We start from the raw sequence: 19,540 nt of genomic DNA, 5'->3' as shown, positions 1-19,540 counted from the left end.
GCCTTCTACAAACCGCCGGTTAAAAACGGGGTAACCAGCAGTTGCATTTTAATTAGCAAATTGGTATTGGCCTGATTTAATCAGGTCTTTGACCATTGGCACTACTTTTTTACCATAAAGACGCAGAGATTGTTCCCGCATCGTGGTGTATTGGCCACCGGCGCCGTAAATGAAGTCAAATCGTTTAACACCTAACTTAGTGATTTTAGCGGCAATCTTATGGGCAACATGTTCTGGGGTACCGATGTAGTATGAGCCTTCCTTAATTTCGTAATCAAAGCGTTCCTTGGTCATTGGCGGCCAGCCCCGGTCAGCACCGATGCGATCCATCGATCTGCGCAAATATTTCCAGCCAACCGCGTAAGCTTTTTCATCGCTTTCAGCAATCACGCCGTGTGAATGCATTCCTAGCGGGTATTGCGGATTGTCGTATTTGGCGGCGGCTTTTTGGTAAAGTTCAACCAATGGTTTAAAGCGTACAGGGTCACCTCCAATGATTGCCAAAATGACGGGGAAGCCGTAGTAAGCTGCCCGCAAGATTGATTCGGGGGTGCCGCCGACCCCAATATAAGTCTCTAATTTGTGCCCGTTGATTTTAGGGTAGAGTTCGACATTCTTGAGATTTTGCGTAAATTTACTTTTCCAGGTAACGGGGCCGCCTTCTAACAGTTTGTTAAAAAGCGCGACTTTTTCTTCAAATAATTCGTTGTAGTTGTCTAGGTCATAGCCGAATAACGGAAAAGATTCGGCGAACGAACCGCGCCCCAGCATGATCTGGGCACGGCCGTGGGATAGATTATCAAGCGTGGCAAAACGCTCGTAAACCCGGACGGGATCGTCAGAACTTAAAACCGTCACGCCTGTACTTAGCTTGATCTTTTTAGTGACGGTCGCGATTGCTGCCAGGACCATTTCTGGGCTGGAAATAGCGTATTCCGGCCGGTGGTGTTCACCAAGAGCGATGACATCAATTCCCAAATCATCGGCCAGTTTTGCTTCTTTAACAATTTGCTCGAGGGCAGCTTCATAGTTTTCCGGTTGGTTAGTTTCCGGATTATCGAGAACGTCACCGAAAGAATCAACGCCAAAAATCAACTTATCATTATTAGTTTGCATAATTTTTCCTCCATATTACTTACTTTTTGTAAGAACAATCTTTTTAAAAGATACTATGTTAGGAAAAACAAGTCAAATTTCCGTGCTGACTGTTAACAAAAATAATTTCAATAAAAAACAGAATCCCACTAGGTTACCAGCGGGTTGGTCAAGTAAAAAATATTCTTCTGACTTAACAGGAGAATATTTTTTATGCCTTTTAAGCATAGTAAGCATTGCAATTTAGGTATTAGACATTATCGTCTGAGCAACATATGATAATTGAGAAAGGAAAAACAAATTATAAGGTTTGTTTATCTGGTGGTAAAAGCTTTTTCAGCTGGTGCAGAAAAGCTTTGGCTGCTTGTGACAAGAGTGCTGTTGTCGGCCAAATGAGCGTTGAATGAATGATTAAACTTGGCTCCAATGGAATAAATTTTAAGTCTGTGTTCTGAGTATTGACAATTTTATCTAAACAGAGCACATGACCGACACCGCATTTGGCCAGCACCGCAGCGTTATTGAGCAGATTATAGGTGGCAACAATGTGGAAGGAAAAATTGTTGCTGCCAAACCAATCAGTTAATAAATTGCGGCTGTTGTGCCGCTGCGGCATGATCACGGGTTGGCCGATCAAATCGTTAACTTTAATCGTTGTCTTTTGAGCGAGGGCTGAATCACGCCTAGTCAAGATCCCCCATCTGGTAGCTCCCGGCAGCATTAAAAAGTTGTAATCAACTTTATCAAAGGGTTCGAGGACAAAGCCAAAATCAAAGACACCGTTCTGAATTTTGTATTTAACCTCGGTGGCGTCACAGCTGTAGAGGTTAACGGTTACCTTGGGAGCAACGGCATTTAACTGCTTGATTGCCGCGGCAATGCTGCTGATCATCGGCGCTTCCGAGCAGCCAATAAACACACTGCCGCTTATTTCGCTGGTTTTACCGATATTGTCCACGGTCTTGTCGGCAAGTGTCAGCAGTTGCCGTGCCTGGTTTGCCAGGTATTCCCCGTCAGCGGTCAGCTTAATTGTCCGTGTGCTGCGGGTAAAAAGGGTCACACCTAATTCTTGTTCCAGCTCGTGGATTTGGCGGGAAATGGTTGGCTGTGAAACGTGCAATTTGGCCGCTGCACGCGAAATGTTGCGTTCGTTTGCGATCGTTAAAAAATAGCGTAATACTCTAAATTCCAATGGTGTTCACCTTATCTTTTGTTTGTAAGAAACTATTTTAGTAGTTAGCTGCTCTGTCTGCATTCAGTCTGTTTTTCTGTGCCTCTTGCCACTGCTTGCTCATAATATCTGAGAGTGGAAACGGATAAATCAAACTTAATGGCAATTTCACTTATTGAATGATTTTCTTTCATAAATTTGCGCCTAAAATCTTTTTATTTTCTTCTTGACCTAAAGTTAGGTTGAGGTCGTAAAATGATTTTGTCATATCAAATAAAAAAATTATAAATGAAAGTAGCATAGTTTCATGGAGATATTTTATCTTTTGTCAGCAAGAAACACAGTTATCATAGCAAGTATTATAGTTTAATTCTAGAGGTTAAAATGAAAATATATCAAGAAAAACATTATTCCGGTGAACGGCCAATGTTTGCCACCGCAGACGCCAAGTTTATCAATACCACTTTTGGCATCGGTGAATCACCGCTGAAAGAAAGCAAGAACCTTATTTTAGACGGAGTTATTTTTCAATATAAGTACCCGCTTTGGTACACAGACAATGTTTCTGTCAAGAATACTATCTTAGAAAAAATGGCCCGCTCGGGCATTTGGTATGCTAAAAACTTGCGGATGCAGGATTGCACATTGCAGGCACCAAAGCTTTTTCGGCGCTGTCAAAAGATTACTTTAAACAATGTTGATTTTGCTGATGCGCAAGAAACTTTTTGGAATTGTCACGAGGTTAAGTTAACGAATGTGCAAGCTACTGGTGATTATTTTGGCATGAACAGCAGCAAGTTGAAGGCAGACCATTTAAAAATCGTTGGCAATTATGCCTTTGATGGTGCGAGCGATGTAGAAATTCACGATTCGGTGCTGCTGTCTAAAGATGCCTTTTGGAACTGTCAAAACGTTACGATCTATGACTCGGTGATCAATGGCGAATATTTAGGCTGGAATACGAAAAATCTAACGTTAATCAATTGTACAATTTCTGGCTATCAGGATTTATGTTACATCGATCATTTAGTTTTGCACAATTGCCGGTTATTACAAACAGACTTGTCGTTTGAGTACTGCTCAGACATTGATGCGGAGGTTACAACAACAATCTCCAGCGTCAAAAATCCGCTTAGTGGGCAGATTAAGGCGCCAAAAATCAATTTGCTGATTTTGGATAAAACAAAAGTTGATCCCACTGCGACTGAAATAATTGCCAAAATTGGAGAGCGAAAATAATTATGAATTATGATTTTACAACAATAGTTTCACGCAGAAATACAAATTCCGCTAAGTGGGATGTGGGAAAAAATGAATTGCCAATGTCGCTTGCAGACATGGACTTTCGGGCTGCTCCCGAAATTGTGACGGCGATGCAAGCAAAAGTTAATCTTGGGGTATTTGGCTATGAGAATATCCCTGAGGATTATTACCAAGCGGTTATCAATTGGTACCAAACGCAGCACCACGCCCAAATAAAGCGGGAATGGCTGCTTTACGCAAACGGCGTTATTCCAGCGCTGTCATCACTTGTTCGCTGGGCGACAAATATTGGCGACAATATTTTGGTGCAGGCACCGGTTTATGATATCTTTTTCCATTCGATCGAAAATAATGGCCGGCACACATTGAGCAGCGACTTGGCTTATGATGGCAATTCTTATCGCATTGACTGGCATGATTTGGAAGAAAAACTTGCGGAACCGCTGACGACAATGATGATTCTGTGCAATCCGCATAATCCGGTCGGTAAAGTTTGGACAAGAGATGAATTGCGTAAGATTTTAAACTTGTGTACGACTTATCATGTCAAACTGGTTAGCGATGAAATTCATGGTGATTTGGCATGGGGCAAGACAATATATACGCCACTTTTTTCTTTGGTTAAAAGTGGGAATGAGCAAATTGTAACGCTGGTTTCACCAAGTAAAGCCTTTAATGTCGCCGCCTTACATGCTGCGACGGTGATTGTGCCGGATGAAAACTTGCGCAATCAGATTAACCGCGGTCTAAATAACGATGAACTAGCGGAACCTAATATTCTGTCGGTTCCGGGAACAATTGCCGCCTATCGTGATGGCAAAGATTGGATTGCCGCATTGCAGCAGCAGCTGAAAGCAAATTGGCTATTGGCGGTTAATTTTATTAAGGACAATATTCCAGAATTAAAAATTTCTTCTGGCCGCGCCACCTATTTGATGTGGCTTGATGTGTCGCACTGGACGCAAAATTCTGCGGAACTTGCGGAAATTATCAGAGCTAAAACCGGTCTGATTTTAGCTCCGGGAACGGTGTACCGCGGCAATGGCAAATATTTTTTGCGGCTGAATTATGCCTGCCCAAGTCAGATGTTATTAGATGGATTGAATCGCTTAAAGCAGGTTTTAAATCCGGATAAATTATAGTAGGGGATTTACAATGAAAATTTTAGTAGAAGTGTTTCATCCTAACTTAGCTGTTTCTAAAGTCAACGCTTGTTTAATGAATGAACTTAAAAAGTATTCTGGTTCACAGTTGAAAGTGCGGGATGAGTATGCTCATTATCCCGATTGGCAGATTGATGTTGCCAAAGAACAGGCCTTGCTTGAATGAGCCGACCGAATTGTCTTGCAGTTTCCGTTTTATTGGTATAGCTGCCCACCATTGCTGAAAAAATGGGAAGATGATGTTTTGGAGCATGGCTGGGCAGCGGCGCGATTATTTTGCCGGGAGTGACAATTGGCGAAAACGCCATCGTCGGTGCAGGTGCCGTTGTCACCAAGGATGTGGCGACCAATACGGTTGTTGCCGGTGTTCCTGCCAAGTTTATTCGGCCAATTAAGTCGAGCAAAGGAGAATAAAATGAAATACGCAAATTTAGGTAAAACTGATATCAAGGTGTCAAAAGTCTGTGTCGGCTGTATGAGTTTTGGCAAGGCCGGGAGCATGCATGATTGGACGCTGGATGAAGCGGCCAGTGACCGGGTCATCGGTCACGCCTTGGATCTGGGAATCAACTTTTTTGATACGGCCAACGGCTATTCAGCCGGAACGAGCGAGGAATACCTGGGCAAGGCAATTAAAAATCACACATCAAGAGACAAAGTAGTGATTTCGTCAAAGGTTTATTTTAATCCGGGGCGCCTGTCGAAAGAAGCTATCAACCGGGAAATTGACGGCACGTTGACGCGGCTGGGGACTGATTACCTTGATCTCTACCTGATTCACCGCTTTGACTATGACACGCCAATCGAGGAAACGATGGCGGCACTTGATCATTTGGTTAAAATTGGCAAAGTTCGGGCAATTGGTGCTTCTGCCATGTACGGCTACCAATTTTATAATATGCAGCTGGCTGCGCGTGATCACGGCTGGACCCAGTTTTCGGCAATGGAAAATCACTATAACTTGCTCTACCGCGAAGATGAGCATGAATTAATTCCGATTTGTAAACAGATGGGGGTGTCGCTGATGCCCTACAGCCCACTAGCTGCGGGGCGGCTGGCTCGGCCTAACTGGGATGCCAATACCTTGCGCAGCAGGACTGACCGCGTTGCCCGCGGCAAGTACGATCATACGAAAAAGTATGACCTGCAGATTACCAAGCGGGTTAACGAATTGGCGGAAAAATATGGTGTGCAGATGTCGCAAATTGCGCTGGCCTGGCAGTGGGCCAAGGGTGTGACGGCGCCGATAATTGGGGCCACCAAGGCCAGTCATTTTGATAGCGCGGCGGCAGCATTAGATGTTAAATTAACAGATGAAGATATTGCCTACCTGGAAGAGCCGTATCTGCCGCACAAAATTGTTGGGGCAATTGACCACAATCCGGCGGAAGGTGTGATGCTGCTAGATGAAGATCTGAAATAGCATGCTAAGTTAGGCAAATAGCGGAGGTACAGGCAAATGACTAAAAAAAGGAAAACAATTGTTACGTTAATTATTGGTGTTTTTTGCCTGCTGCTTGCAGCTGGTGCCTTTTGCTTCTTGCGGCAAGAAAAGCAGACTTATCAGGTCGATTCTAAGGCTGATGTTGGTAAGGTTGAAAACCGTGGGACCGTCGTGCCAACACTCTATCTTCACGGCTGGGGTGCGAGTGCCAGGTCAACCAACAGTATGATTGCTTATGCAGAAAAACATAATGGTGCTCAGAAAGTGCTGACTGCAACGATTCTGCGAGATGGCCGGGTCAGGCTGAAAGGTGCTTGGGCGGCCAATGTTAAGCGGCCGTTGATTCAGGTTGTGATGCAGGACAATAAAAACGGCGATTACTACCAGACACGGGAATGGTTTTACAATTTAATCGTGTTGTTGCAGAAGAAATATCGTATTCGGCGTTACAATATTGTTGCACACTCGATGGGTAACCTGACCACGATTTTTTACCAAATGAAATATGGCAGCAGGAAGAATTTACCGCGGCTGCAAAAACAGGTAGATTTGGGTGGACATTTTGACGGGATTATCGGCATGGATGATCAGCCTAACCGCAACAAAATTTTGGCGGATGGCCGGCCCAAGTATTTGAATAAGTCTTATAAATACTTGCTGAAGAACAGGAAAAATTATCCCCGCGGGGTTGCAATCCTGAATATTTTTGGCAATAAGGAAGACGGTACCAATTCGGACGGGGATGTCAGTGTTGTTTCGGCACGCTCGTTGGCTTATCTGGTGCGCGGCCGCGCACGGAGCTACCGTGAAGTTGAGATTAAGGGCGCAAACGGCCAGCACAGCAAGCTGCACGAAAATCCTCGGGTTGACCGGTTAATCGGGAACTTTTTGTGGTAAAAGGAGAAAAATTTAATGAAGGAACTGTACTTAATGCGGCATAGCCAAACTTTATTTAATCAACTGCATCGGATTCAGGGAGCTTCGGATTCGCCGTTGACGGCTCAAGGGATCGCCGATGCCCAAGAGGTAGGCCGTTATTTTAAACAACAGGATATCACATTTGATCACGCCTATTCTTCAACGCAGGAGCGGGCGTGTGATACGCTGGAAAACATTACAAGTCAACCTTACGAACGGCTGAAAGGATTAAAAGAATGGAATTTTGGCGTGTTTGAGGGTCAGAGTGAGCAACTGAATCCTCATGACGACAGCAGCCGTCATTCTTATGGTGATTTTTTCCTGCAGTTTGGCGGTGAATCAGACCTGCAGGTGCAGGAGCGGATGAATAAGACGCTGACTAAAATTATGGACAGGCCGGATCATCAACGGGTTCTTGCCGTCAGCCATGGCGGTGCCTGCTTCATGTTTCTGCAAAAATGGCTGCCGTATGCCGAAATTAAGAAACGGGTTAAAAATTTCCACAATTGCTGCATTCTAAAATTTGCTTATGATGCAGGGAAATTTACCTTTATTGAAGCAATCAATGTTAAGGAACTGTAGCAATTATTAGTAGCATTACAAAATAACCATTCAGATTTCTGTCTGAATGGTTTTTAAATTTCTGGTATAATTTAGTTAGCGTAGAAAAGTTAATAAAGGGCGGTTGACTATCGTTTGAAAGGAGCTGAGGCTTATGAACTCATTTGGAGTCATATTCCAACCTCTTACTAGAAAGGCAGTCACTTGTGAGTGTGTTCGAAGCAATATCTTTGATGTTGCTGTTTGGCACGTTTATCACTGCTTTGTTGACATATATCGACAAGCATAAGTAAGCACAAAAAACCGTCCTGATGATAACTTGCACAGTTACAGGACGATTTAATCGTTATATTATAACTGGTAGTTGACCGCCCTTTTGCGGCGGTTCTACGCCAAGAAGTCATGCTAATAACATGGCTTCTTTTCTTTACATCAATATTATAGCATATTGTTTTAAAAACAAGTAAGAAAGTCAATTTGCTGAATTGTCAAATCAAGTGCAACACCTGGATTAAAGACTAAACTGAATAATATGTTTTTGTTGCTAGTTGGTGCAGATGGAGCGTAGCGAAATCTGCACCAACTTTTTTCTGTCAGGCTATCTCTGCCGTAAATACTTCCTTTGCTGTTTGATATCCGAGAATTCTCCGATATTTGTTATTCAAGGCATTTTGTGCCCGTTTTACATATTCATCAGTCACCTTTGACATTGTCTTGCCCTTAGGGAAAAATTCTCGCTTACCATACTCCAGAAGAGCTATTCGACCGAGAACTTGATCGGATTTACCAAGTTTCTGCTTAAAAAGTGTTCAATTTAATATTGTAATTCTCGAAAATATAACTTAGCTTTATATTCTATTTATCTTTTAACAAAATTCCTTGTAAACAAACTAGTCCTAGTGCTACCACGAAATAAATTGATTCTACTAGCGAAATGCTCCTACCCATAATCGGTAAAAATAAAGTTGCACCATTTAGATAAATAAACCAAAAAATAACCATAAAAAAGACAAACAACCGATTGTCTCCAGTCATTTTTCCCAAAAGCCATGCAAACAATACTAGAAAAAACGTAAAGCTTACTAACAAAAATGCTCCTTTCCCAGATTTAATAATAATTGGAAATAGCAAGAGCAACGTACTAAAAAATCCGGCTAAACATTCGAAAAGTGCTTGCTTTCTACGACCGTTATTAATAGTCTTTAGCCACACATTCATTCCCATTTTTTGCCCCTGAACACCTATATTGCTCAAGAATGGCAATGCTACTAGCAAAATTAATGGTAATAAAAATTGTACACATGTTTGTCGATCAGAACCTAGCGCGATCAACCACAAAATCAATATTCCCAATTTAACCCAATAAGACATTGGCCGCCATAAATTAATAAAAGATAATTTTAATAGTGGGAAAGGTCTGATTGCTTTATTTGAAACTGGCTGTTTTGCTTTCTTATAAGAAGCAGCTGACTTTTTAACTTTACTTTGACAACGATGCGGCGCAAAAAATATTACAGTCATTAGAAAGAATATTAGAAAAAATATTATCTGCCAACCGAATACTGCTACATTTTGTTTTGAAAGTGAAATTGCTGGAAAAATCAAATCTCTAGTTCCCGTATTTTTTATCGTGCTTGATAACACACCTAAACTGCCAAAAGATTTGCCACTTGCAGCAATACAGGCTTTACGTATTGTTTCTATTAGGTAAACATTACCAGAAAAATTACCAATTCTAGCAATAAAATTAGTCGGATCGGTCGTTCCCCAAATATAACTTATTAATATTAAGACACTAATTAAAATTGTTCCTAAAGTCCCGCGTAAAAAAGAAACAGTTTCACTAAAGATCGCTAAGATGGCAATCAAAACTATTCCAGGAATCATTAGTAAAAATGGCATTAAGAATTGTTGCCAGCTAAGGCTCTGCCCCGGGAAACGTATTAAAATCATTGCAAAAGAGCCAATTATAATAAATATAAGCAAACTAAACATTAATGTGCATGCAGATAATAATTTGCCTAAAATATATTTAATCTTAGAGAATTGAATAGAAGACATTAGTTCTGCTGCACCGTTTTCTTGGTCAACTGTGAGCGTATTTTTTAAATAAATGTATTCAATTATCGGTAAAAATAACCCCAAAACCAAGCAAACACTGATTGGAATCCAAGTTGGATTACTTGCTTGTTGATAAATTTTAGGATCAATCGTAAATACACTAAAACTGCTATTACGATTAGGCGAACCGATCACACCCATAAACAGAGCTAGCAGCACTAATATCCAGTAACTCCAACGCCGCATTCGTTCTTTAGAATCAGCCTGCATAATTCTAAGCACTCTGATCACAACTTTCAATCAAAGCTAAACTTGCATCTTCTAAACTAGGAACAACCAATTTAGCAGCACTGTTAGGAGTATTTTTTTGAATAACACGCACATGAAGGCCATCAGAACCTTGAATAAGTGAGCTTACATTTGTTAAGTTACTGATGTTTGTTCCACTAGGCAGAACATATTCCCAAACTAAATTTTGTGCTTTTGCAATCAAACCTGACGCAGTTCCTTGGTATTTAATCGTTCCTGATTGTAAAATAATTAAATCATTAGCAATTGCTTCAATATCAGAAATAATATGAGTTGATAATAAAACTATTCGCTTTACAGCAAGTTCAGCCAAAGTATTCCGAAGAATCACACGCTCAATCGGATCAAGACCAGCGGTTGGTTCATCAACTACAATGATTTTTGGATCACCCAAAAGAGCGGCTATCAGCCCAACTCTCTGAATCATACCTCCAGAAAAATTTGCTAATTTTTTTCTACCTACGTTTGACAACTGAAATTTTGTCAACAAAGAATCAATCTGAGTTACACTCTCTTTTTGTGGTAGATTCTTCAATGCTGCAATATATTGTAAATATTCCATTGCTGTTAAGTGAGAATAAAATGGAACTTTTTGCGGCATATAACCAATTAGTTGCCGCATTTTTTTCGGCTCCTTAACAATGTTTACACCATCAAGCATAATCTTTCCACTACCTGGTTTAATAATAGTGGCAATAACTTTAAGTAAAGTTGACTTACCAGCACCATTAGGACCAATTAGTCCAATCAATCCACCAGATTTTATTGTAAAATTCAAGTTATTCAAGATTAAGTTTGAATTCAGACTCAATGATAAATTAACTACTTTTAATTGCATAACATACTTTCCTTTTATAAACTATATAAAAACATTATACTACCTTTTAATATTTATATCAGCAGTTTACAGCTTCTGTGACTGCTGTTTTTCATTTTCAAAGAATTTGAGTGCATGAATTAAGCAAGCGCAATTGCCTAAAGTATTTCAAATTAAATATTATTTCTCATCAACCGGACTTGACGAACAGTTTTTTTATTGGCAGCAGCAGGTAAAAATTAAAAACTTAAGGCAGAAAAGCTGTAAACTGCTGGTATGATATAAAAAATGAAGATGATAAATTGTAACAAAAATCTCTCTTCAATTTTTTACTTTGAAGAGAGATTTTTTACTTTTTTCGTGTTTAACTACAGGCTGTCTTGAATATTGTCTGCTAGGTAATTGTAAAGCATCCCTTGCTTAAGGGCCTTGGTATCAATTTCCAAAGCCTCGGCAATCTGGTAGGCAAATGCCCACGCGGTTGCCGGGCCTCGGCTGGTGATTACCTTTTTGTCCTTATCAACGACCGCAATTGTTTCCTGAAAATTCCCATTTTGAGCATCTTTTTTGGTTTGCTCGTCGAAACCAGGGTAGCAGGTATAATCGGCATTATCTAAAACGCCGTAGCGTGCTAACGCAATTGGGGCTGCACACATGGCTGCATCCCATTTGCCTTTTTCCTGGCGCTGCACCATCAAATCACGTAATTTCTGATTGTCACGCAGGTTTTCCGCACCAGTTTTCCCGCCCGGAAAAGCAACAACGTCATAGTCCAATAGGCTGTCGTCTACGGTCTTGTCACAGGTTAATTGGATATTGTGGTCACCGTTAACCTGTTTGCTGGTCAAGCCCACCATGTCAGCTTGGATACCCAGCCGGCGAAAAACATCAATGATGCTGAGGCCTTCAACTTCTTCACAGCCGTCAGCAAATACAACAGCAATTTTTGTCATAATAATTTCCTTTCTTAATCTTTTTATCTTTATTATAATGCTTAATCTAGGTCAAGATAAAACAATAAATCACTCAATTTGGTCAAATGCAATGTTGGGTGCGGAGTGATTGGAATCTTATCCTTTTTCGGTGCCAGCCAAAGCGATTTGAGGTTAGCATTTTCCGCGCCCTGAATTTCTTCGGCCAGACTGGTGCCGATAACCATTGTGGTATCTGGATCAATGTCTGTATTATCCTGCAAAATTTGGTAAAAAATATTTTTATTGGGCAATGAAACGGTGAAATTATCACGGAAGTAACTTTTAGCAAAATAGGTCAGCAGCTCGCTGTCTGCTAACCGTGGTACAATTTGCGCCCTTTTTTCTTTAGCAAGCAGAATTAACTGCAGTTGCCCATGCACGGTGTCCAAAAATTCGGCCGCGCCCTTGATCAACTGCTTCTGTTGCTGCATTTTTTTCATAAAAATTGTTCTTGCATTGTCAAATTTGGCTGGCAAAAAGGTTTGCAGCAGCAAGCTTATTTGTTCGTCTTCGCTAAGTAATTTTAACTGCTTCTGCAGGTCGGTGTATTTCAGCCGTTCCCCCGGGCCAAAATCATGCCCGTATTCCTTTAGCGTCTGCCGCAGGGCATTTTGCAGCGCTGCCTTTTCGTTTAGGATGCTTCCCTCTGGAATAAAAATTAATGTCGTAAATCTCGTCATTATTGTAATAACCTTCTTTATCTTTACTTCCCACTTGCATTATAATAGATAAGATTATTTTAAAAAAGGGGAGTAACGGAATGCTGTCACTTGGGGAAATTATTTTTATCTTGTTTGGGGGTGTTGCCGGCGGTCTGCTGTCATCGGTTGCGTCAATGGCGTCGCTTGCCTCGTACCCGGTGCTGCTGGCGGTGGGAATTCCGCCGGTTTACGCTAATGTGACCAACGATGCGGCCCTGATTTGGACCAGCATCGGTTCGACAATTTCGTCGACCAAAGAGCTTAAGGGCCACTGGAAGCAGGTCGGTTTTTACTCATTGTTTACGGTTGTTGGCTCCCTAATCGGCTGCCTATTGCTGTTATCTTTTCCGGCCAAAGTGTTTGAAAAATTGGTGCCGTTTTTTATTGCGGGTTCGGGAATCATGGTTCTTGCTTCCAGCAAACATCATAGCTTAGAGCCGCACAAAAAGCCGCTTTGGCAACAAATTTTTTATATCGCGGCGCTTCTCGTCATGGGAATTTACAGCGGTTATTTTGGCGCTGCCGGCGGCGTGATTGTTCTGGTTTTATTGACCTATATCACCGATGAAAAATTCATCGTGGTTAATGCCATTAAGAACGTAATCTGCGGCCTCGCCAATCTGGTTGCCCTGATTGTGTTTATCTTTACCTCCCACATTTATTGGCTGCAGGTAATTCCGCTGGCTGTCGGGATGTTTATCGGCGGCTACTTAGGGATGGGTATCCTGCGCCACGTTCCGGCCAAGGCGGTCAGAATCTTTATTGCCTGTCTGGCTTTTTGTCAGGCCAGCTACTTCTTTTGGCAAGCATATTTGCAGTGAGTTTGATACAATTATAAAAAGAAAGGGGAATGCATTTTGCAAACAGAAGTTTATTTGGTACGGCACGGTGAAACCATGTTTAATACACTGAATAAGGTTCAGGGTTGGTGTGATTCACCGCTGACGACCAAGGGAATAAATGATTTGAAAAAAACAGCGGTGGCACTCAGTAAAGTGCATTTTGACAACATGTATTCTTCCGATCTGAAACGGGCCATCGACACGGTAAATCTGATGAAAAATGCCAATCAGGTATCCCAAATTGGCAAGATTAAAAAACTGCCGGAGTTTCGGGAAGTCTTTTTTGGTTCATTCGAAGGCGATGACATTAATGAGACATGGGCGCAAGTGGCACTTGCTGCCGGAATCAAAAACGAAGATGATGTCACTAAAATTATTAATACTATCGGGATTGATAATTTTCGTAAAGCAACCAAGAAGGCGGATCCGCGCCACTTGGCGGAGGATACCGCTCAGCTCGATGCCAGAATGGGGCAGGCCGTCAAGGCGCTGCATGCTGTGACCCGCAACGAGAAGCGGGTACTGCTGGTTTCCCACGGTGATTTTATCAAGACGCTGGGAATCAAGTACTGGGATCAAAGCGACGGGGTTCACGATATTGAATTTCCAGACAATGGCAGTGTCAGTCGCGGGATTCTGTCCGATGATGGCAAGTTTGAAATTGTTGATTATAATGTCAACGCAGCAAGTCTGTGATGTCCTACTAAAAAAGTGGGACTTTTTTTATCGAGGAAAGCAGGAATTCAAATGAAAAAAGACCAGACGACTAAACGTTATGCATATGTGACTGCTTTGAATGTGATTATTACGATCGCCGAATTTATCGGCGGTGCGGTTTCCGGTTCATTAGCGCTGCTGTCGGATGCCGTTCATAATCTGAGCGATGTCGGCGCAATCATCCTGTCCTTTGTGGCCCATCTGATCAGCGGCCGCAAGCGTGACAAGAATAAAACCTTCGGCTATGAGCGGGCAGAAACCTTAGCGGCTTTTACCAACGGCATTATTTTGATTATTATCAGCGTGTTCTTGTTTTTTGAGGCCATCGGCCGTTTTTGGCAGCCGGAAGAAATCAAGGGCGGCATCATGCTGGTGGTTTCGGCCATCGGGCTAGCCGCCAATTTCGTTTCCATGCTGGCGATGCACAGCGATGCGAAGGAAAGCCTGAATGTCCGTTCAACCTTTGTCCACATGCTCAGTGATGCCCTCTCCAGTGTCGCGGTCGTTGCCGGAGCCATCTTCATTTACTTTTACCATGTTTCCTGGCTTGATCCGCTGTTAACGATGCTGGTTTCCGTCTTTGTCCTGCATGAGGCCTGGGAGATTACCAGCAAGGCGGCCAACGTTCTGATGGAATCCAATCCAGATATCGATCTGGAACGCGTGAACCAAATCGTGTTGGCTTTTCCGGAAATTAAAAATATCCACCACGTGCATGTATGGCGCTACAGCGATAACTATATCATGCTGGATGCCCACGTGAATGTCGCTCCGAACCTGACAGCTGGTGAATTTGAACAGTTAACCCAAAAAATTGGCAAGCAGCTGCAGGAGCAGCTCGGCGTCAACCACATTAATTTTCAGGTGGAATGCGAACGCGGCAAAAATGATGATATGATTGTATCAGACCAATAATGTGAATTTGGGGAGAAAAAATGAAAATTGAAACAAATATTTTTACGGCAATCATCGTCTTGATTGTTGGTTTGTATGACATGGCCTATGCCTTTAACAGACGCAGGCAGCCCAATAACAAGCAGGGAATTTGGGCCTTTATGATTCTTGGTGTGATTTTTACAATCGGCGGCATTGTTTTAATAATAATGAATTTGGTGTAGTCATGGTCAAGCTTGTTTTGCTGCGGCACGGGCAGAGTGCCGCAAATGCCAGCAATACTTATACCGGCTGGAATGACGTGCCCCTGACTGCTGCGGGCAAGGAGCAGGCGCAGAGAGCCGGTAATTTAGTTAAGCAGATTCCTGATTTTCTCCCCACGCATATTCATACCTCTGTACTGTCGCGAGCCATTATTACGGCCAACATTGTCGCGGATGTGTGCAATTTTTTGTACCTGCCGCTGACGAAGACCTGGCGCCTGAACGAACGCAATTATGGTAAATTGCGCGGCCTGAACAAGGATTTGTCGCGGAAAATTTACGGTGCCGACCAGGTGCTGGAATGGCGGCGCGGTTTTTATGCGATTCCGCCAAAGCCGGACAAGCCGCTGACCAACCGGCGCTACCGCCGGTGTGATCCCCGCTTTGTGCCGCAGGCTGAGAGCCTTTACCAAACCCAGCAGCGAGTCTTGCCGTATTACCACGCGCATGTGACCACACATTTATTAAGGGGTGAGGACCAGTTGATTGTGGCGCACGGATCAAGTCTGCGAGCCCTGATTAAGAAGCTGGAAGAAATTAATGATCAAGACATTATCAAGCTGGAAGTGCCCAATGCTGAGCCGATTGTGTATACAATGGATAGTCAGCTGCGAATTGTGGACAAACAAATTTTAAAATAGATTTTTGATTAAGCTCTTTCAAACTAAGGAAATACGTTAATGTATGGTAAAATTTATTGGATATAAATTTTTTAAATTCTTAGTTTGGAGTATAGGTAATGCGTAAAATATTTTTACTGCGAGGTGCACCTGGCTCCGGTAAATCATCCTTCATTATCCGTCATCACTTACAGCCATACGCAATTATGCGTGATCAAATCAGGTTACTATTGGCGGATTTAACAGTTTATTATGATGAAGATACCGATTACTTACATCAAGTAATTCCGCGTCACGTTTCGGCGCAGACAGAGCAAATAGTGGACCAACTGGTTGAACATAAGATGGCGCACGGAGAAACGGTGATTGTTGACGGCACACATATTGCGCCGGAATCAATTGAACATTTTCACCCGCTGGCTGAGCGCTATCGTTACGAGGTGTTTGTGGTCGATTTAATGTATCGTAAAACATTGAATAGCCTGTTAAACAGAAATGAAGTGCGGATGCAGTATGACTGGGTTAGGCCGGAGGTAATTGAGCAGATGTACTACTCTTATCGTGAGCACCCGGAGGTGCCTTATTGGGCGCGGGTAATTTCACCTAACCAAATGGTTCATGCGCTTTCGCAGCGGGAAAGCAACCTGGATCATTTTGGCCATGTGATTGCGGTGCCGGATAAGGTTGAGGAGCGGCAGTTTCCCCACGTTAATATTGCGAATTTTTATTTTTCGTTTAATGACGAATTTACTGCAAGGTACGGTACTTACCGCAATGTGGTTACGATTGGTAAAACCAAGGAGGAAGTCGTTCGCGATTTTCGCCTACCCTTTTTCGTCTTTAAATTTCACCACAAACATTTTTTGATTTCAGCGTATCCGGTTAGAAATGAAATGCTGGACCCGATTAAAAAGGTCAAGGGTGTTTGGACGTATTCGACGGGGCTGTATAATGTGACGGATTTTGTTCGTGAATTTCCGGAAAGCGAGTCGCAGCATGTGCACCAGTTTAATTTGAGCAAGCTGCAGTCGGACCGGCTGCTGCACATCTGGTAAAAAGTGAAGATTGAGTTTTAAATAAGGACTGTTTTCTGTTATTCGGTAGGTGAAGGTCCTTTTTTATTTTATGTTTATTTACTTTAATTTTATGCTGTTTTAAACTGTAACTAAGTTTGCAAAAGATAGAGTCTTGGTATATGGAAATAAACGGCTTTAATTCCATAATAAATTATAACGACCATTATGTGTGGCCATTTTTTATAATATAGAGGTTATTTAAGTGAATCAAAAGCAGCGGCAGAAGTATATTGCAGAAATTTTAAGAATCAAAGGCAGCATTTCTACAAATGAATTAGTGAAAAAATTCGGCGTTTCCAAAATGACGATTGGCAGAGATCTGAAAAAACTGGAAGCTCTTGGTATTGCCGAACCGTTTCACGGCGGTGCAATGTATAAGGACAGCAATGTCTTGGAATACCCGATTGTCGTTAAACAAGATCTATTTGTTAACGAGAAACAGCGGATCGCCAAAGCTGCTGTCCAGAATGTTGCAGATGGCAGTTCGATCTTTATTGGAGCAGGCACTACCGCTTTGGCTGTTTCTTTGGAATTGTTAGCGAAAAAGGACTGCACTTTTTATACCAACTCATTATCGGTCGTTAATTATTTTGCCAAGGTTAAGGATCTCGATTTGCATGTCATTCCGGGAAAATACCGTTCCATGTCGGATGGTTTCTTAGGAATTGAAGCAACAGAATATATTACTAACTTGTACTTTGATTACTGCTTTATGGGAACAGATGGGGTTGCTCAAGATGGCACAATCAGCGTTCATTCGGCAGATGATGCGTTGACCAAAAAAATGGTGGTTGAGCATACTAAATCAGCTAGTTTGGTCTTTGATCACAGTAAAGTCGGGAAAAAACTGTTGCATGGATTTAGTAACGCCACAAATTTTGAGCACATTATCACCGATTATCAGGAAATGGCGACTTTTTTTTCGGAAAAATTGCAAATAAATTCGCCAAGCATTATTACAGTCTAACAAGATACATGCAGCAATAATTGATTAAGCATATTAGCAGCAATATGCTTTTTGTTTGCGGCAAATTTCAAAAACTTTATTTTAAAATTTCATGACTATTACTTGCAAATCATTTTTTTAACAATTTTATGTTAATTTATGTTATTTTAGGTTTTAATATAATTTTTTTGTTAATTTATGTTGCAATGTAAGCGATACAATGTTATTATTTGTTATGAAAAGAAATAAAACTAGTAGAAATGTAAACAGAGGTGCATAAATTTAGTTATGAAAATCAATTTAACACAAATCCCAATGCCAAAATTGACAGAAGATGCAGTTCCGGTAAAACTGACAGAAGAAACTATGACACAGCGGAAAGAAAAGCTGCTGCAGCAAATGAAAAAAAGGAATTTGGACACGGTGGTTATTTATGCTGACCGTGAGCACGGTGCGAACTTCGAATACTTCACCGGTTTTGTTCCCCGGTTTGAAGAAGCAATGCTAGTCATTCACAAAACAGGCAAGGCTTTTCTTTTACTGGGCAACGAAAATACCAAAATGGTTGAACATGCAAGAATTCAGGCAGAATTAATTCATGTTCCGTTCTTTTCATTGCCTAATCAGCCGATGAAAGATGAGGCGCCGTTAGAAAATGTATTTCGGCAAGCACAAATTGAGACAACTGCTCGCATAGCACTGATTGGCTGGAAGAACTTTACGTCTACCTGTGAAGACAACACCCATTTATATGATGTGCCGTATTATCTGGTTGATGCGCTCAAAAAGATTAGTGAAAATCCGGCAAATATAGTTAATGGCACCGACATGTTAATTTCAGCCGTGTCTGGCCTCCGTACCATTAATAATGCTAACGAAATTGCTCATTATGAGTATGGTGCAACATTAGCCGGAATTGGCGTATTAAGGACAATCAATGCGGTGGCCCCAGGAAAAACAGAAACGGAACTGGCAAATAACCTGGCGCTTGACGGGCAGCCTAACAATGTCTTCACAATCTGCGCTGCTGGGGAACGATTTACGGATGGCAATTTTTACCCCGAAAATAAAGCAGTTCAGTTAGGGGAACCATTTTCCACCTCAGTTGGTTACAAAGGCGGATTATCCAGCCGCGCAGCGTATGTTGCAACCGATCAAACTGATTTGCCGGCTAGTCAGCAAGACTACGTTTCGAAACTGGCCGCACCGTATTATGGGGCAGTAGTTACTTGGCTGGAAAATATGAGAATTGGTAACAAAGCTAATGACATTTACGATGCAATTGAAAGTGCAATTCCTAAAAAAGATTACCACTGGAAATTAAATCCTGGGCATTTCGTTGCGGACGAAGAATGGTTGTCTTCACCATTTTATCCTGGTTCGGCTGCTAGAATTAAAAGTGGACAAATGTTACAGGTTGATATTATTCCTTCAATTGCTGGTTATGGCGGTACCGGCTGTGAAGATGGCGTGGCAATTGCGGACAAGCAATTACGGGCTGAGCTTGCTGATTACTACCCAACCACTTGGAAGCGGATGTGCCGCCGGCAAAAATTTATCCGGGAAGAATTACATATTAAGATTGCAGACGAGGTTTTGCCGCTAAACGATATTGTCGCTTATTACCGGCCTTACTTGTTAAACCATAAAATGGCATTTAGAAAAGATTAGGCTAGCCGCTGTCAGCAGTAATTCTCTGGCAGAT

Annotated in this window: 23 protein-coding genes and 1 pseudogene; 17 read left to right on the top strand and 7 right to left on the bottom strand. The window is 41.9% G+C overall.

Going from position 1 to position 19,540, the window contains the following annotated elements; all coding sequences use genetic code 11:
• Positions 1–48: 48 nt before the first annotated feature.
• Together PT285_RS08375 and PT285_RS08370 are read right to left on the bottom strand one after the other, a co-directional pair.
• Entirely contained in the window at positions 49–1,116 is a 1,068-nt protein-coding gene (locus PT285_RS08375; protein WP_277149604.1) for an LLM class flavin-dependent oxidoreductase, read from the bottom strand.
• A 280-nt stretch (positions 1,117–1,396) separates the two neighbouring features.
• Positions 1,397–2,287, bottom strand: coding sequence for a LysR family transcriptional regulator (locus tag PT285_RS08370; RefSeq protein WP_277149602.1), 891 nt, complete (start codon positions 2,285–2,287; stop codon positions 1,397–1,399).
• A 363-nt stretch (positions 2,288–2,650) separates the two neighbouring features.
• Between PT285_RS08370 and PT285_RS08365 the strand changes: the two genes are divergently transcribed.
• The 9 genes and pseudogenes from PT285_RS08365 to PT285_RS11350 all read left to right on the top strand — a co-directional run bounded on the left by PT285_RS08365 (position 2,651) and on the right by PT285_RS11350 (position 7,908).
• Positions 2,651–3,505 carry a DUF3737 family protein gene (locus PT285_RS08365; RefSeq protein ID WP_277149600.1) on the top strand — a complete coding sequence of 285 codons (855 nt, stop codon included), beginning with the start codon at positions 2,651–2,653 and terminating at the stop codon, positions 3,503–3,505.
• 2 nt (positions 3,506–3,507) lie between these two features.
• Complete coding sequence (locus PT285_RS08360; protein ID WP_277149599.1) at positions 3,508–4,671, top strand: MalY/PatB family protein; 1,164 nt, start codon at positions 3,508–3,510, stop codon at positions 4,669–4,671.
• 13 nt (positions 4,672–4,684) lie between these two features.
• Positions 4,685–4,858 (top strand): hypothetical protein, encoded by a 174-nt coding sequence (locus PT285_RS11455; protein ID WP_277149597.1) that lies wholly within the window; start codon positions 4,685–4,687, stop codon positions 4,856–4,858.
• A 15-nt stretch (positions 4,859–4,873) separates the two neighbouring features.
• Positions 4,874–4,981: an NAD(P)H-dependent oxidoreductase gene (locus tag PT285_RS11450; RefSeq protein ID WP_277149595.1), complete on the top strand. Its 108-nt coding sequence runs from the start codon at positions 4,874–4,876 to the stop codon at positions 4,979–4,981.
• Positions 4,942–5,106: pseudogene (locus PT285_RS08345) on the top strand (DapH/DapD/GlmU-related protein); the annotation flags it as partial. The gene PT285_RS11450 and the pseudogene PT285_RS08345, both read left to right, overlap by 40 nt.
• A gap of 1 nt (position 5,107) precedes the next feature.
• A complete protein-coding gene (locus PT285_RS08340) occupies positions 5,108–6,115 on the top strand; it encodes an aldo/keto reductase (RefSeq protein ID WP_277149593.1) in 1,008 nt (335 codons plus the stop codon).
• A gap of 36 nt (positions 6,116–6,151) precedes the next feature.
• Positions 6,152–7,033, top strand: a complete 882-nt coding sequence (locus PT285_RS08335) for an alpha/beta hydrolase (protein ID WP_277149591.1) — start codon at positions 6,152–6,154, stop codon at positions 7,031–7,033.
• A gap of 15 nt (positions 7,034–7,048) precedes the next feature.
• Positions 7,049–7,636 (top strand): histidine phosphatase family protein, encoded by a 588-nt coding sequence (locus tag PT285_RS08330; protein WP_277149589.1) that lies wholly within the window; start codon positions 7,049–7,051, stop codon positions 7,634–7,636.
• A gap of 185 nt (positions 7,637–7,821) precedes the next feature.
• Entirely contained in the window at positions 7,822–7,908 is an 87-nt protein-coding gene (locus PT285_RS11350; protein ID WP_308203027.1) for a putative holin-like toxin, read from the top strand.
• Between the two features lie 300 nt (positions 7,909–8,208).
• Here the strand turns inward: PT285_RS11350 and PT285_RS08320 are convergent, their stop codons facing one another.
• The 5 genes from PT285_RS08320 to PT285_RS08300 all read right to left on the bottom strand — a co-directional run bounded on the left by PT285_RS08320 (position 8,209) and on the right by PT285_RS08300 (position 12,456).
• A complete protein-coding gene (locus PT285_RS08320; RefSeq protein ID WP_277149587.1) occupies positions 8,209–8,325 on the bottom strand; it encodes an integrase in 117 nt (38 codons plus the stop codon).
• 145 nt (positions 8,326–8,470) lie between these two features.
• Positions 8,471–9,946, bottom strand: coding sequence for a hypothetical protein (locus PT285_RS08315; protein ID WP_277149585.1), 1,476 nt, complete (start codon positions 9,944–9,946; stop codon positions 8,471–8,473).
• 4 nt (positions 9,947–9,950) lie between these two features.
• A complete protein-coding gene (locus tag PT285_RS08310) occupies positions 9,951–10,823 on the bottom strand; it encodes an ATP-binding cassette domain-containing protein (RefSeq protein WP_277149583.1) in 873 nt (290 codons plus the stop codon).
• Between the two features lie 347 nt (positions 10,824–11,170).
• Positions 11,171–11,755, bottom strand: a complete 585-nt coding sequence (locus PT285_RS08305; protein ID WP_277149581.1) for a DJ-1 family glyoxalase III — start codon at positions 11,753–11,755, stop codon at positions 11,171–11,173.
• Between the two features lie 41 nt (positions 11,756–11,796).
• A complete protein-coding gene (locus tag PT285_RS08300; protein ID WP_277149579.1) occupies positions 11,797–12,456 on the bottom strand; it encodes an HAD family hydrolase in 660 nt (219 codons plus the stop codon).
• 80 nt (positions 12,457–12,536) lie between these two features.
• Between PT285_RS08300 and PT285_RS08295 the strand changes: the two genes are divergently transcribed.
• The 8 genes from PT285_RS08295 (at position 12,537) to PT285_RS08260 (ending at position 19,506) form a co-directional block, all read left to right on the top strand.
• Complete coding sequence (locus PT285_RS08295; protein ID WP_374211471.1) at positions 12,537–13,298, top strand: sulfite exporter TauE/SafE family protein; 762 nt, start codon at positions 12,537–12,539, stop codon at positions 13,296–13,298.
• 36 nt (positions 13,299–13,334) lie between these two features.
• Complete coding sequence (locus PT285_RS08290; RefSeq protein ID WP_277149577.1) at positions 13,335–14,015, top strand: histidine phosphatase family protein; 681 nt, start codon at positions 13,335–13,337, stop codon at positions 14,013–14,015.
• Positions 14,016–14,066: 51 nt separating this feature from the next.
• Positions 14,067–14,951, top strand: coding sequence for a cation diffusion facilitator family transporter (locus PT285_RS08285; RefSeq protein ID WP_277149574.1), 885 nt, complete (start codon positions 14,067–14,069; stop codon positions 14,949–14,951).
• 20 nt (positions 14,952–14,971) lie between these two features.
• On the top strand, positions 14,972–15,154 hold the full coding sequence (locus tag PT285_RS08280) for a DUF308 domain-containing protein (RefSeq protein ID WP_277149572.1): 183 nt from the start codon (positions 14,972–14,974) through the stop codon (positions 15,152–15,154).
• A 2-nt stretch (positions 15,155–15,156) separates the two neighbouring features.
• A complete protein-coding gene (locus PT285_RS08275) occupies positions 15,157–15,834 on the top strand; it encodes a 2,3-diphosphoglycerate-dependent phosphoglycerate mutase (RefSeq protein ID WP_277149570.1) in 678 nt (225 codons plus the stop codon).
• 98 nt (positions 15,835–15,932) lie between these two features.
• Positions 15,933–16,868, top strand: a complete 936-nt coding sequence (locus tag PT285_RS08270; protein WP_277149568.1) for an AAA family ATPase — start codon at positions 15,933–15,935, stop codon at positions 16,866–16,868.
• Between the two features lie 223 nt (positions 16,869–17,091).
• On the top strand, positions 17,092–17,856 hold the full coding sequence (locus PT285_RS08265) for a DeoR/GlpR family DNA-binding transcription regulator (RefSeq protein ID WP_277149566.1): 765 nt from the start codon (positions 17,092–17,094) through the stop codon (positions 17,854–17,856).
• Positions 17,857–18,123: 267 nt separating this feature from the next.
• Positions 18,124–19,506 (top strand): Xaa-Pro peptidase family protein, encoded by a 1,383-nt coding sequence (locus PT285_RS08260; protein ID WP_277149564.1) that lies wholly within the window; start codon positions 18,124–18,126, stop codon positions 19,504–19,506.
• Positions 19,507–19,540: the final 34 nt, after the last annotated feature.

It is taken from the genome of Lactobacillus sp. ESL0791 (genome assembly GCF_029433255.1).
Taxonomy (GTDB): domain Bacteria; phylum Bacillota; class Bacilli; order Lactobacillales; family Lactobacillaceae; genus Lactobacillus.
The sequence above is the reverse complement of the archived record's forward strand: the minus strand, read 5'-3'. Positions and strand labels throughout refer to the sequence as shown.

Coding starts and splice junctions, on each gene's coding strand:
- PT285_RS08375 (WP_277149604.1), bottom strand. CDS start 1,116: ATGCAAACTAATAATGATAAGTTGATTTTTGGCGTTGATTCTTTCGGT.
- PT285_RS08365 (WP_277149600.1), top strand. CDS start 2,651: ATGAAAATATATCAAGAAAAACATTATTCCGGTGAACGGCCAATGTTT.
- PT285_RS08360 (WP_277149599.1), top strand. CDS start 3,508: ATGAATTATGATTTTACAACAATAGTTTCACGCAGAAATACAAATTCC.
- PT285_RS11455 (WP_277149597.1), top strand. CDS start 4,685: ATGAAAATTTTAGTAGAAGTGTTTCATCCTAACTTAGCTGTTTCTAAA.
- PT285_RS08340 (WP_277149593.1), top strand. CDS start 5,108: ATGAAATACGCAAATTTAGGTAAAACTGATATCAAGGTGTCAAAAGTC.
- PT285_RS08335 (WP_277149591.1), top strand. CDS start 6,152: ATGACTAAAAAAAGGAAAACAATTGTTACGTTAATTATTGGTGTTTTT.
- PT285_RS08330 (WP_277149589.1), top strand. CDS start 7,049: ATGAAGGAACTGTACTTAATGCGGCATAGCCAAACTTTATTTAATCAA.
- PT285_RS08320 (WP_277149587.1), bottom strand. CDS start 8,325: ATGTCAAAGGTGACTGATGAATATGTAAAACGGGCACAAAATGCCTTG.
- PT285_RS08315 (WP_277149585.1), bottom strand. CDS start 9,946: ATGCAGGCTGATTCTAAAGAACGAATGCGGCGTTGGAGTTACTGGATA.
- PT285_RS08310 (WP_277149583.1), bottom strand. CDS start 10,823: ATGCAATTAAAAGTAGTTAATTTATCATTGAGTCTGAATTCAAACTTA.
- PT285_RS08305 (WP_277149581.1), bottom strand. CDS start 11,755: ATGACAAAAATTGCTGTTGTATTTGCTGACGGCTGTGAAGAAGTTGAA.
- PT285_RS08300 (WP_277149579.1), bottom strand. CDS start 12,456: ATGACGAGATTTACGACATTAATTTTTATTCCAGAGGGAAGCATCCTA.
- PT285_RS08295 (WP_374211471.1), top strand. CDS start 12,537: ATGCTGTCACTTGGGGAAATTATTTTTATCTTGTTTGGGGGTGTTGCC.
- PT285_RS08285 (WP_277149574.1), top strand. CDS start 14,067: ATGAAAAAAGACCAGACGACTAAACGTTATGCATATGTGACTGCTTTG.
- PT285_RS08280 (WP_277149572.1), top strand. CDS start 14,972: ATGAAAATTGAAACAAATATTTTTACGGCAATCATCGTCTTGATTGTT.
- PT285_RS08275 (WP_277149570.1), top strand. CDS start 15,157: ATGGTCAAGCTTGTTTTGCTGCGGCACGGGCAGAGTGCCGCAAATGCC.
- PT285_RS08270 (WP_277149568.1), top strand. CDS start 15,933: ATGCGTAAAATATTTTTACTGCGAGGTGCACCTGGCTCCGGTAAATCA.
- PT285_RS08260 (WP_277149564.1), top strand. CDS start 18,124: ATGAAAATCAATTTAACACAAATCCCAATGCCAAAATTGACAGAAGAT.